The sequence below is a fragment of the Bordetella sputigena genome, from assembly GCF_965137885.1.
Lineage (GTDB): Bacteria > Pseudomonadota > Gammaproteobacteria > Burkholderiales > Burkholderiaceae_B > Bordetella_C > Bordetella_C sputigena.
The window spans coordinates 372443-385069 of sequence record NZ_CBCSCA010000002.1; the positions used below are offsets into that span (position 1 = coordinate 372443).

At 60.9% G+C, this 12627-nt stretch carries 8 protein-coding genes and 4 pseudogenes; 2 read left to right on the forward strand and 10 right to left on the reverse strand.

What is annotated here, in order from left to right; translation table 11 throughout:
- Positions 1 to 377: 377 nt before the first annotated feature.
- Positions 378 to 3665, forward strand: a complete 3288-nt coding sequence (locus ACNA0R_RS04880) for an AAA domain-containing protein (RefSeq protein WP_415824821.1) — start codon at positions 378 to 380, stop codon at positions 3663 to 3665.
- A 105-nt stretch (positions 3666 to 3770) separates the two neighbouring features.
- Here the strand turns inward: ACNA0R_RS04880 and ACNA0R_RS04885 are convergent.
- From ACNA0R_RS04885 to ACNA0R_RS04910, 6 genes and pseudogenes are all read right to left on the reverse strand, one after another.
- Positions 3771 to 4177, reverse strand: a pseudogene (locus ACNA0R_RS04885) (nucleotidyl transferase AbiEii/AbiGii toxin family protein); the annotation flags it as partial.
- A gap of 59 nt (positions 4178 to 4236) precedes the next feature.
- Positions 4237 to 4290 (reverse strand): annotated as a pseudogene (locus tag ACNA0R_RS04890) (hypothetical protein); the annotation flags it as partial.
- A gap of 607 nt (positions 4291 to 4897) precedes the next feature.
- Positions 4898 to 5938 (reverse strand): zinc-dependent alcohol dehydrogenase family protein, encoded by a 1041-nt coding sequence (locus tag ACNA0R_RS04895; protein ID WP_415824822.1) that lies wholly within the window; start codon positions 5936 to 5938, stop codon positions 4898 to 4900.
- A 447-nt stretch (positions 5939 to 6385) separates the two neighbouring features.
- Positions 6386 to 6499: pseudogene (locus tag ACNA0R_RS04900) on the reverse strand (LysR family transcriptional regulator); the annotation flags it as partial.
- A gap of 77 nt (positions 6500 to 6576) precedes the next feature.
- Positions 6577 to 7593 carry an EthD domain-containing protein gene (locus ACNA0R_RS04905; protein WP_415824823.1) on the reverse strand — a complete coding sequence of 339 codons (1017 nt, stop codon included), beginning with the start codon at positions 7591 to 7593 and terminating at the stop codon, positions 6577 to 6579.
- Entirely contained in the window at positions 7586 to 8734 is a 1149-nt protein-coding gene (locus ACNA0R_RS04910; RefSeq protein WP_415824824.1) for an MFS transporter, read from the reverse strand. Before ACNA0R_RS04910 ends, ACNA0R_RS04905 begins: the two co-directional genes overlap by 8 nt.
- A 180-nt stretch (positions 8735 to 8914) precedes the next feature.
- On the opposite strand from ACNA0R_RS04910, the gene ACNA0R_RS04915 reads away from it, so the two are divergent.
- Positions 8915 to 9847, forward strand: a complete 933-nt coding sequence (locus ACNA0R_RS04915) for a LysR family transcriptional regulator (protein WP_415824825.1) — start codon at positions 8915 to 8917, stop codon at positions 9845 to 9847.
- Between the two features lie 138 nt (positions 9848 to 9985).
- On the opposite strand, the gene ACNA0R_RS04920 is transcribed toward ACNA0R_RS04915, so the two are convergent.
- The 4 genes and pseudogenes from ACNA0R_RS04920 to ACNA0R_RS04935 all read right to left on the reverse strand — a co-directional run bounded on the left by ACNA0R_RS04920 (position 9986) and on the right by ACNA0R_RS04935 (position 12592).
- On the reverse strand, positions 9986 to 10339 hold the full coding sequence (locus ACNA0R_RS04920) for a hypothetical protein (protein ID WP_415824826.1): 354 nt from the start codon (positions 10337 to 10339) through the stop codon (positions 9986 to 9988).
- A gap of 184 nt (positions 10340 to 10523) precedes the next feature.
- Positions 10524 to 11098, reverse strand: a pseudogene (locus ACNA0R_RS04925) (PIN domain-containing protein).
- Positions 11095 to 11535, reverse strand: coding sequence for a helix-turn-helix domain-containing protein (locus ACNA0R_RS04930; RefSeq protein ID WP_415824827.1), 441 nt, complete (start codon positions 11533 to 11535; stop codon positions 11095 to 11097). The pseudogene ACNA0R_RS04925 and the gene ACNA0R_RS04930 overlap by 4 nt, the downstream one beginning before the upstream one ends.
- 268 nt (positions 11536 to 11803) lie before the next feature.
- On the reverse strand, positions 11804 to 12592 hold the full coding sequence (locus ACNA0R_RS04935) for a hypothetical protein (RefSeq protein WP_415824828.1): 789 nt from the start codon (positions 12590 to 12592) through the stop codon (positions 11804 to 11806).
- Positions 12593 to 12627: the final 35 nt, after the last annotated feature.

The following is a 12627-nucleotide window of genomic DNA, read 5'->3' on the forward strand; positions in this document are numbered from 1 at the left end:
CTATAGCCGAACTCCATTCAGCCCATCCCGGAAGGGTGGGCGATGCACTTTGCGCGATATTCGGGATCGGTGGGGATGCGCGCGTGATTCTTCTCGACGAAATCGGCATTGCCGACGGCTGATCCCGATTGGTGCGGGCCGCGTTGCGCTTGGGCGTTGAGCAGGCACTTCACCACTCACCAAGGCCTGCTCCAGTGCGTCGGGCGCCAATTCAGGTGCATAGCTGACACTGGCCGTCTTGGCCGCGCTTCTTCCGCCATGGCTGCATAAGTAGCGCTAATATTGCAGCATTAGTAACAAATTGCAATGCTATTACGGCAAGGTAGCCGAGCGGATTACATGGACGAGGCACAACCTCAGGGTGAGGGGAAGGAATATTGAACGACCAAGAGAGCATCGTCCGGTATTGGCATGCCGTCGAGTTGCTACAACCACAGTCGGCACCCAAGCTGAAAAAACGTAGCGGCCCATACGAGGCGCTCATCCACGATACACCCATACAGCGCCCCATCGTTCCGTGGGTAGCGGAAAGCGTCGTCAGCAAACAGGGCCTGCCCAAGCGGCGCGTATGGAGCCATACGCTTTTCGCCCATCTGTATGACAGCAGGCTGGTGGCCAATAAGCTCAAAGAAGTCTATGGCGCCGATCAAGGCTATCGAGAGCCGCACTGCCGTGAATCGGCCCTGTTCGCGGCAAAATTCACCATGGACGGCGGATTGGTCGATGACAGCGTCGTGCTTTCCAGCGAAGCGTGGTTCCTGGGACGGGTGCTGGCCGGAAAGGACTGGACCCGAGGATTCGAGGACGATCAAAAAACCGCCGGCGACTACGCGAAGACGCTGCTCGAAGAACAGGTGTCCAGCAACGCTTTGCGCGAACTGACCCAATGGATTCGCCAGTTTCTTGGGATAGCTGACTTCTTTGGCGACATGGATCGCCATCGATTTCGCTTTCGCTCCCAGCCCGTGAATCCTGATAAGCCCGAATCGGAAGACGATCCGCTCAACAGTTTCCTGCTCGATGATCTTGCCTATGTTGCCGACAACATCGGCAAAGGCGTGAAAAGTGAGCCGTTGGCTCAATATTTACGTCGGCACGATCCCCAGCCGCGTTTGCACGTGGACGATCACCGTGCATCGCTGCCATTGATCGACCGATTGATGCCGGATGCCTATGCCGACAGCTGCTGGCCTACAGAGCATCATTTGGGGCTCGTTCATTCCCAGCAACTGGCCGTCAACACGATTCTGTCCACTCTGGCCAATGGACAGGGGTTACTGGGCGTCAATGGCCCGCCTGGCACCGGAAAGACAACCCTATTGCGCGACTTGATTGCCGCCATCATCACCAGCCGGGCTGACGTGCTTGCCACTTTGCGTCGTGCCTCCGACGGGTTCATGAGCAAGGGACGCGAAGTCGCCAACGACGGCGGCAAGCAGCAGGCCTGTTTCAAGCTAAAGCCGGCACTGTATGGCTTCGAGATCGTGGTTGCTTCGTTCAATAATGGTGCGGTGGAGAACGTCACGCTTGAATTGCCCCAGCGTGACAAGATCGACGAAAGTTGGCTCCCTGAAGCCGAGTATTTCGCCGAGTTAGGGGAACTGGTTGCCGGCAAGCCCGCTTGGGGGCTGATTTCCGGCCCATTGGGCAGCAAGGCGCGGCGGACCAGGTTCGTGGAGCGTTACTTCTATGGTCAGCGCCCCTCCGGCAGCGAAGGCAAGGCTGACTCCGCAGCCGAAGACGATACCGACCTCGAATCTGATACGGACGTCGACAACATCGTCGACAGTCTTTTCTCCGATGCTTTCACAGGAGCGAAGAGCGATGAGAGCGACGGATATCAGGAGGATGGGGCGCCACCCCCGACAGAGAAAGGGCCAAAGGGTTTCCTGGGGTGGCTCGGCGCGAATGCCAAGGTCAACGCCACTCGTTCTTCGGAGGAGCGCCAAGCCTTGTGGCAGCGAGCCGTCTCTGATTATGAAGCGGTCAAGACGAAGGCCCACAAAGCATGCTCGGATGCCAATCACATACATGAGCTGATCCCGGCTATTTGCCAAACCAGGAAGACGATTGCCGACAAGTCCAAAGCGCTTCGCGCACTCGAACAGGAGCTGACCGATGCGGTCAATCAGCTCTCGCGCTTGGATGCGGAGGAAAGCCGCCCCGCCAACACGGCACTCAAGCAGTGCCTGGACGCACTTGCGCAACACCAAACCCGCAAACCGGGTTTCTTGGCGAACCTGTTCAGCCTGTGGAGGACTCAACGCGACTGGAATAGAACGCAGGCATTGCTGGAAGGCCAGCGTGATCTGGCTAGCGCCGAGTTCGCGCGAATCGCACGCCTGACCAAGCAACTGGACGCATCGAGGGGGAGCTTGGAAAAGCAGATCGCCGATGCGCACGGGGCGCTTCAGCGATCGAAGGACAAAGAGCAAGCCTTGACCAGCGATGCCACTGGATTGGCAACTACCTACCGGGCCGATCATCTGCTCGCGTGGTTACAAGGCGGCGTCATCGGTCGCGGCGATGCGATCGAGTTGGCCGAGCCTTGGCGTATCGAAGGTTGGCGGCAAGCACGTGCGCGCGTATTCATCCAGGCATTAAAGCTCCATCAGACGTTCTTCGAGTTGGAGGCGTCCCGAATACGTTCCAACTTGTATTTCATCAATGGCCTGTTGACAGGCTCGCGCTACCAAGGGCTTTCAGGGGATGCTATTCGGTCGGCGTGGGCTTCGCTGTTCATGGTCGTACCGGTACTGAGCAGCACCTTCGCATCATTCGCTCGCTCATTTGGTTCTTTGGGTGCCAGCGAGATCGGCTGGCTGTTCGTGGACGAGGCCGGCCAAGCCTCACCACAGGCGGCGGTGGGTGCGCTGTGGCGGTCCCGCCGTGCATTGCTCGTGGGAGACCCGCTGCAATTCAAGCCCATTGTCACCGTATCCAATGCGGTGCTGGAACACATGCGCACACGCTACCGTGTCGAGCCACACTGGCTTCCCAACCATCAGTCCGCTCAGACGCTGGCCGACGAAGCCACCCCTTGGGGTCGCATGGCAGGACCGGCCGACAGCAAGACGTGGGTGGGGCTGCCGCTGGTCGTACATCGTCGCTGCGACAGGCCCATGCACGAGTTGGCCAACCGCATCGCCTATGATGGAGCGATGGTGTATGGAACGATGGCGCCGCGCGCGGACAAGGAAACACGGGCCAGTCTGCCGACAGGTTGGATACAAGCCAGCGGTTCTTCCGAAGGAAACTGGGTGCCCGCCGAAGGCCGGGCTCTACGCGAGTTGCTCGCGCTGTTGCATGAAGATGGTGTCACCGCCAAGGACATTTCGGTCATCACGCCCTTCAAGGAAGTCCAGCAAAATCTCAAGCGCATGCTTGGCAGCAAGATGGTGTCCGGCACGATCCATACGATGCAAGGCAAGGAAGCGCCGGTCGTCATCATGGTGCTGGGTGGCAATACGGCGGGATCAGGTGCACGCAACTGGGCGGTATCGGAGCCCAACCTTCTAAACGTCGCGGCGACGCGCGCCAAAAGTCGCTTCTACGTGGTCGGCGACAAAAACGACTGGAAGCAACGCCCCTTGTTCTGCGACGTTATGGATCTGCTACCACTTCAGAAGGTCCCGGCACGCGAACAAGTTCCGCAGCATCAATAGCCTGTGTCAGGAATGGCGTAGCTTGCCGGAGGAACCCCTACCGTCATTGCCTTCTTCAGGTTCACGGAAAAAAGCACCAAAATCGGTATCAGCAGATTTACCGTTTTCAATAGGCTCGGCCGTCATGCCCTTGAAGTGCGCTTCGAAGGTCGCTGCAAAATCCGCGGACACGCGAGGCGCCGGCATTTCCCAGTCGGGCTTGGGGCTATACGTCAGGTAGACAAGGAAAGTCCTTCCTCGACCCTCGGGCGCACCACCATGGTCCGCGCCGGATGCACCGTACCGCGCATAACCGGCGTCGTTTCGATCTGCACACGCGCACGGCCACGACTGGCGACCAGCCGCGTGACGTTCGCGCCCTCGCCTGCCAACAACTGCACTTGCAGTTGCAAAGGCCGGCCACGCAGCACCTCAGCCAGCCGCCCAAGCGCTTTGGCAATGAGCGTTGCGTCCTCGGCATAGTCACGCACCGGCAACCAGGCCAGATCGATGTCCACTGACAACCGAGGCAGGCATGGCGATGGCGCTCGGCCAGCGCCAAGAACAGCCGTTTGGCCTTGATGCTGTGGCAGTGGCGCAGCAACAGACCGACCCGCTGAGGCCGCAGCGGGGTCGTGGCCTGCATCAGCGCATCCACCTCCTAAATCAAGGCGGCGTCCGAGACCTCACCGCACAACGCCAACATGGCCCGCTCCGGCGTGGCGCAAACCAAGGCATCGGCGCCGGGGAAGCCTGGTGCCACGCCAAGCCTTTGTTCGGACAACGCGGCTGCGGATACCTCCACTGTGAGCGACACAGGCGGCCAATCGAACGGTCCCTTGCCCAGATATTGGAAGCGCTGCGCCAAAGACAGATGGCCGAGCCATGTCGGTGGCCGCTCCGCCTCATACAAGGTGACCGTGCCGGCATCGCCCAGACGCAGTCGGCCTCGTCAAGGAGAGCGTGGACAAGGTGCACGAGGGCAACACCGCCGCACCCGCCCTCCCCCAATTCCCAGGAAGCCGGCCTGAAGATCGGCGTCGAGTTGCTTCATCGCCGTCTTCCCTCGGTCTTCGGACTCCTGCTCATCGACGATAAGCCGTTTCGTTCATTGCGCTATGACGCCGCCCGCCGGACGGGAAGTCCAGACAGCCGTGCAAGGTCAACGCGCCTCGGAGGCCTACTTGGCGACAGGTGCCGAAACGCAACGCGGCGGCAGGCTCTGCCGCCTGGGGCATTCATTGCTTGCCGAATCAGCTCGCTTCGATGATGACCTTCAGCGCCTGTGTGCTGGCAGCCCGCGAAAAGGTGTCATAGGCGTCGAGAATCCCGTCGAGCTTGAAGTGGTGGGTGATCAGCTTTTTGGGATCGAATTTGCCCGACTGCACCGTCTTCAGCAGCATCGGCGTTGAAACCGTATCGACCAGCCGCGTCGTGATGGATATGTTCTGCGACCACAGTGTTTCGAGATGCAGGTCGGCCTTCACACCATGCACGCCGACATTGGCGATGACGCCGCCGGGCGCGATGATCTCTTGGCAGAACTCAAAGGTCGCAGGAATGCCGACGGCCTCGATCGCCGTGTCGACACCTTTTCCCCCGGTCAGGCTGAGAATACGTTGCTTGGCCTCCTCACCGTTGGCCTTGACCGTCTGCGTCGCACCGAAGCGTTTCGCCACCTCCAGCCGGTTATCATCAAGATCGACCATGATGATCTCCGACGGCGAATAGAACTGCGCGGTCAGCAGCGCGGCCAGTCCGATGGGCCCCGAACCGACGATGGCGACGGTGCTGCCAGGCTGGACCTTGCCGTTCAGCACGCCGCACTCGAAGCCCGTCGGCAAGATGTCGCTTAGCATAACCAGCGCTTCTTCATCCGCGCCGGCCGGGATGGGATAGAGGCTGGTATCGGCATGGGGAATACGTACGTATTCGGCCTGCGTACCGTCGATCGTGTTGCCGAGGATCCAGCCGCCCGTGGTGCAGTGCGAATATATGCCCCGCCGGCAATATTCGCATTTGCCGCAGGAGGAAATGCAGGAGATCAGCACATGATCGCCCTTCTTGAACTGCGTTACGCCGGCACCGATATCTTCGACAATTCCCACACCCTCGTGCCCGAGAATGCGACCGGGCGTGCAGGTTGGCACATCGCCCTTCAAAATATGCAAGTCGGTCCCGCAGATCGTTGTACGGGTCACCCTGACGATCGCATCGGTTGGCGCATCGATTTTCGGAACAGGCCTATCCTGCAGGCTTTTCCGACCCACTCCTTCATAGACGAGAGCTTTCATGACCTTTCTCCTGGTTAAGGCGAGATGTTGGCTCTGACCACGGTAGCCCCACACGGGACAATCCTCTTTGATCCTCCTCAATGATCCAGTTGCGCGCCAGGCTGCAAAACCTCCGTTTCGTCCGTCCCGTTTTCTGCGGTCAATGTGGCATAGAGGACATTCGCGAGCCTAGGTTAGCGCCATTCAAGCCCGCTCGCCGGCAATGAGGCATCCTCCGGGAACGACCGTTCGAACTCCATTTCTTGTTCCCATCAACCGCGGGTGTTCACGTCAGCCGCGTCAGCGGGCGCTTCCAGCTCTATAGCCTTGCCCTATGTCTCCGAACACATCAGACGGCATGATGATGCCTGGAGAGCAGAAGGATGGCAGGGACCAGAAGAGGTTTCACGGACGAGTTCAAGCGCGAAGCGGTACGTCTGGTCGGTCAGCGAACTGTGCCGGGTGCCGGACGTGTCGCGCATGGCCTTCGCACGCCGGCTGATCGCACAGCACCAGCGGATAACGCAGCACTTCTTCGAGCGGGATGCGCTTGTGGGCCGGCAAGGGATGCCGCGCGGGCGAAGTGCAGTTCTTCGGCCACGGCCAGGAAACAGCGAAGATGGCGCAATTCCATATAGCCGCCTCGTCTCTCACTTAGTTCATGCGCTTGGGTCCGTTGCTCGTTCCGGGGCGATGCGATTGACCAGCACCATACCGATGGTCGTCCACCATTCGCTGGCCGCTACGTCCGTCCTCGGCGCTTCGTCCTCGGCGATCGCCTTGTATTCAGGGCTGCGCAGGAAGTCCTCTAGGTCATCCACGCTGACGAAACTCATCAGCGTCACGCCGTCGATAGTGCTGGCTTGCGGGTGGTACAGCGGCTCGCCCGGCTCGGTCGGCCCGATGTTGTGGAGTTGCACATAACGCCGCACCCAACCCTTGGACTGCGCCGCCGCCCGCGGTGCATGCTCGTGCAGCCACCATTGCTGGAAGGCTGCGCGGCTGATTGCCGGATCGCGCACATGGAGCTTGACCAGCGTGACGGCATCAAAGCCCGTGACGCTCGGCACGATGACGTATTGGCGCGCCAGCACCGGGGCGATGTCGCGGAAAATCGCCCGGTCTTCGGGCAGGATTTTCTCGCGCACTCGGGCATTGCCCAGCACCACGGCGATGTCCTCGGGGCCGGCGAAGTTCAGGTAGGCGATGCCGTCCCAGCGCGGACGCCGGTAGGCTTCGACATGGCCGATGACGGTAGGCCACAACCGGCCATGTTCATCGACCGGCGCGCGATACGGCGGCGCGTCGGTGTGGGTTGGCCCCGGCGCGAAACGGTGCAACTGGTCGTAGCGCAGCAGGCGTTCCAGGCTGCGGTCGTCTGCTTCCTCGGCATGGATGAAGCGCACGCCATGCACCTTGCGCCAATATTCGCCCCAATGCTCGAAGTTGAGGTTCGGATTCCCCTCGAAGGCATTGGCGGTAGCATCGGTCGCCGGGTCGGCGATGGCGTTTCCGGCATGGTCCAGCACATGCCCGTCGGCACGCCGCCGCTCGGCCAGCGGCGTGTTGTCGGCACGCGAGAGCAATGAGCACAACACGGTGAGCGGCCGGTCGCTGCCGGGTTGGGGTTGCAGGTAGGGAGCGCGGAACAGCCGTTCTTCGACAGTCTTAGTCATGGGGATGTTCTCCAGGGAGATGGTGAAGAAAGGACATGGCCAACGCCGCCAGCCCGGCCGCTGCCGCAAAGCCGTAGAGGCCCAGCGTGCCCGCATGTGCCCACGCGGCGCTGCCGATGGCAGCACCTGCCGCCATGCCAATCATTGCGCCGGTCATCAGCAGGCCGTTGAGGCGGCTGCGGGCCTGCGGGTCCAGCCCGTTGACGATGGCTTGGTGCGAAACCAGCGCCGCCATCACGCCCAGGTCGAAGACCATGGCACCGGCCGCCAGGCTCCAGAGGCTGGGCGGCAGGATTCCCATGCCGAGGAACGCCACAATCACCAGCGCGCATCCGAGGCGGATGGCGGGCAGCGGCCCGTGGCGGTCGTTGAGGCGGCCGAACCAGGGCGCGGCCAGGGCGCCGGCCGCGCCGGCGATGCCGTAGGTGCCAGCTATGCCGGCGCCCAGGTGGAACGGCGCAGCCGCCAGCACCAGGGCAAGCGTGGACCAGAACGCGCCCAGCGTTGACGCGAGCAGGGCCTGTGCCATCACGGCCAAGCGCAAGGCCGGATACTGCCGCCAGAACGTCCACAAACTGGCGATCAGCGCGCCGTAGCGACTGCGGCTGGCGGGCGGCAGGTTCGGCACGGTGCGCCAGGCGATCACCATCACCCCCAGCATCAGGCCAGCCGCCACGAACTGCATGGCCCGCCAGCCCAGGGACTCGGCGACCCAGCCGCCCAGGGTGCGCGACAGCAGGATGCCGCTGAGCAACCCGGTCGTCACGGTGCCCACGGCCCGGCCGCGCTGTTCGTCGGGGACCAGCTGGACGGCGATGGGCACGAAATCCTGGCCGATGCTGCCCAGCAGGCCGACGGCGATGCTGGCGATCACCAGCCAGCCAAGGCCGGGGGAGACGCCGGCCGCCAGCAGGGCCAGCACCAGCAGAACCGTTTTGACCAAGATGAGCCACCGTCGCGGCACCACGTCCCCGAGCGGGGCCAGCAACAGCATGCCCAGCGCGTAGCCGATCTGCGTCAGGGTCGGCACCCAGCCGACCCGTTCCGGGCCGGCATCGAACTCGGACTGCACCAGGGACAGACCCGGTTGAAGGTAATAGATGTTCGCCACGCCCAGCCCGGCGCAGGTCGCCAGCAGCAACAGCGCGCCATTCAGACGGAATGTGGACGTAAGAGCCGATTGCGGCATCGAAGCCTCGCAAGAACATCGGCAGCCTTGATGACAGGCTGCTCCAGCGAGGCATGCTATTGACGAATTGCTATTGGATATATGATCGTCAGATCGAAAGAAAGTTGACCACAGTTCGTCAATAGGCAGGCAATGAATACACCAGACCCTTTCCAAGGCATTGCCGTCTTCATGCAGGTTGTGCAGGCAGGCAGCTTCACGTTGGCGGCCGAGCGGCTCGACATGAGCAAATCGGGGGTCGCCAAGAGCATCGCCCGCTTGGAAACCACGCTGGGCGCGCGGCTGTTCCAGCGGACCACGCGCCGCCTGAGCCTGACCGAAGAAGGTCGCCGGTTCAGCGACGGTTGCCATCGGGCCTTGGCGGAACTGGAGAACGCACGGGCGCAGGCGACGACGCAACGGCAAGAGTTGGCCGGGCGCTTACGCATCGATCTGCCTGTGGTCTTCGGCCGACGCTGGGTGCTGCCGGCGCTGCTTGAAATCGCCACGCAACACCCCGCGCTCGAACTGGACGTGAGCCTGACCGATCGCCGGGTCGATCTGGTCGAGGACGGCATCGACCTAGTGATCCGCATCGGACCGCTGCAAGACAGCGCTACGCTGGTCGCCAAGCCCTTGGGCGTTCAGCAAGCCGTGATGGTCGCTCATCCTGACTACCTGACCCGACACGGCGAACTGCAAACCCCAGACGACCTGCACCGGCACGCCTGCATCACCTTCGGTAGCGGCGGGCAGGCGCGGCCTTGGCACTTCCTCGACCGCCACGGCCGCAGTCAAGCGCTGGCAGTGCGCGGGCGGCTGGGCCTGAACCACAGCGAAGCCATCCTCGATGCCGCACTGGCGGGGCATGGCATCGCACTGCTGTCCGACTGGTTGGTTGCCAAGCACCTGCGCGCTGGACGGTTGCGGCGTGTATTGCCCGAGGTCGGAACCCAGGGCTTCCCGATCCATGCGGTGTGGCAGAAGAACCGGCACTTGTCGGCCAAGGTGCGGCGCGTAGTGGATCTTCTTGCCGAGAGGTTCGTGCCGAAAGCACCTTGGGCAGCGAAACCGGATGCTCTGTGAGAAGACGGCTCCTAGCCGCACCATGTCGTCGGGAGTCCATACCGTCTGGATCCGACCGTGGGGGCTTACCGTCAGTTCTGTCGCCGACCCGTTCTGCCGGCCGGCGATAGCCACCGATAGAAATCGCGACTTATATATTTATAACCAACTTCGCGGGCGCGCTGCAGCCTCTAGTACGCGTGCAGGCGCCTGGCCGCTGAAGCAGCAGTCAAGCACGCACAGCACCGCACGCGCCTTCGTCGCCTTGAAGGCATCGGCCAAGCCCGCCATCGACAGGCCTGTGCTGGAAAGATCGGCTGCGTTGGTATCGAATAGGACCAGGTTTCCATCGGAAGAGCCATGCTCAGCGAATGTGATGACGACCACGTCGTCCGGGCCCGCGGCCGACAGCGTTCCGAGGATGGCCTGCGACACCTCTGCATGCGTGGCGGCCTCATCGACAAGCAGTCGGCCGGCTAAGCCTTCGACAGTGTCGGTGAACAGCGCCCACAACGCTGTAGCATCGCGGCGGGCCTCGCCCAGTTCGGGGATCGTCGCGTCAAGATGTTTGTTGATACCTACGAAAATCGCTTTGATCCCACGCCGCCCCCTAGCTTCTAGCTTCTAGCTTGATAGACGCCTTCCGGCAGGAACACATCGCTCGAGGGATTCTTTGTCATTCGTGCCTTTCGAAACCTCAGAGAATGGAGCGGTAAGTCGCCAGCACCTTGGTGGTTTGAACCAAACCTTGGCGCAGCAAGATGTCGAGGTAGCGGTCCACGTCGATCGGCGGATTCTTCAATTGGGCTCGCTGGCGCTGTGCGGCCGACACGACTGCGGCCGCGTCCAGATCCAATAGGTTGTCCACGAATTCATCGGGATGCTGTGATTCGACGCCGTAGGGTGCCAGCATCTCTGCCGGAAAATCCTTCTGGTTGAAAGTCACAATCACGCTTGCCCCGCAACGAATCGCCGCCGCCAATACATGCCTGTCGTCTGGATCCGGCAACGTCAGCCCGGCCACGAGCTCCGCATATCCCTCGACCAGACCGTCAGGAATAGCGCGATCCATTAGATCGAATGTCCGGTCAACCTGCTCTCTGGTGAGATCGAAACGGTTAATCAGCAGATTACGCTTCCACTCTCATGAATGGCCTGACTCCAGCGCGCTCGAAATCTTCCTGATAAGCCAAGCCACATCAGGAAATCTCGCAGCGGTGCGGGATAAAGAACGCATGCATCGTAGACAACCGTGAAGGGGGAATGCCTTATTCGTACCCCATTCCTAACTGTTGCGACTGCTGGGCGAGTTCAGCCATCGCTTGCTCGCTGGCTTGCTCGCGTGCTTCCTTGTACTGCATCAGGTCGGCAAACCTTACCCTACGATGTTTGCCGGTCCGATGAAACGCTAGCGCCCCATCTACCAGCAATTTAACCAAATGGGGGCGGGATACATTGAGCAAATCCGCTGCCTGGGTCGTCAGTTCCGCATGAATAGGCACGACCTTCACGGCGTCGCCATCGACCAGTTCGGCCAGAATATCCACGAGCAAGCGCAGCGCCGAGGTGGGAAGCTCCACTTGGTGCGCCCGGTTCTGGTCGTCGAAGATCTGGATGTGCTGCGTCTCAAATTGGGTGGCCAGGTAGGCCGCCAAGGCACGCTGACCCTGCACAGCCGCCTTCACCTCTCCCTCAGCGGGTAGGTTCATTCTTGGATTGGGCAGTGGTGGTCATGATTTCTCCTGGGAAAAGCGGTTACCCGACCACCCTATTCGAAATATTCGAAATTCGAAATAGTCGAAAGCCACTCTCCCTACTGGGAAAAATCACTACGGGCTCCGTGCCGTTGTCAGTGAATGGCTGAAGGCTTTCCCCGCCAGCCGACAATCTGCTTGAGCGTACATGCATCGGAACCGCAGCGAGAAGTCGACTTCGATACCCATTGCTTCGACGACCGCTTCGGTGGGGACGTCAGCTTCAGAACAGCCGGTTCAGCAAAGTAGGCTCAGACGATTTAAGCCGTTCCAGCATGTTATTGACATAGAACATATCAGGAGAGGCGTTTACCGGCAGCACGACAACGGTATAGTCCGGCTGAATCTTGTTTAACACGAACGTCACTAGCCCTACCCCGTGAATGCTGCACAAGGACTTGAGCCGATTCATATCATCGCTACTCGTCGAGTTTGGAACGACTATGTAGCTTCGGTGCGAAAAAAGGCGATAAGCGACTGCTTGCCCAAATGCCACTACCGGCTGATTTGGGACGGCCTTGATTTCCGCCGTGACAATCTGCGGTTCAAATTTGAAGATATCCTGCGCACGTGGCTTCAAGACACCGATGATGTCTGGCGTGCCCCATTTCCCACCGAGACTACTTCCCCCAAGCGGGGCCGCCACAGTAGCTTCGTCATTCTCCTCAAGCCACTCTGCAAAACTGCTGTAAAAATCTTGCTCGGTGAGTGTGCCTAACTCCGGTTCATCCGCCTGAACACGCGCAATCTCCGTCTCGTGCTCTTTAGCGCTGGCGATGGCATCATCCGCCTCAACAAACTTAGCTAGTTGATACGTACCACGCGCGACCTTAACGATTTCGCCGGTGCGCGTTATAAGCAGATTATGGATACCGCCGTGAATGCTGTTGCGCGGCGTATCCGGCGCGTCTGTTCCAACTGCTCGAAGTAGATCTGACCAACGGATTCCTTGTGGGCTCGCTTCGAGCACTCGCATGGCACGCTCGTGAATCTGCTGACGATTTAGTTTCATATTTCTTCTCTCTACGTCTGGCAGACGCCGGAGTC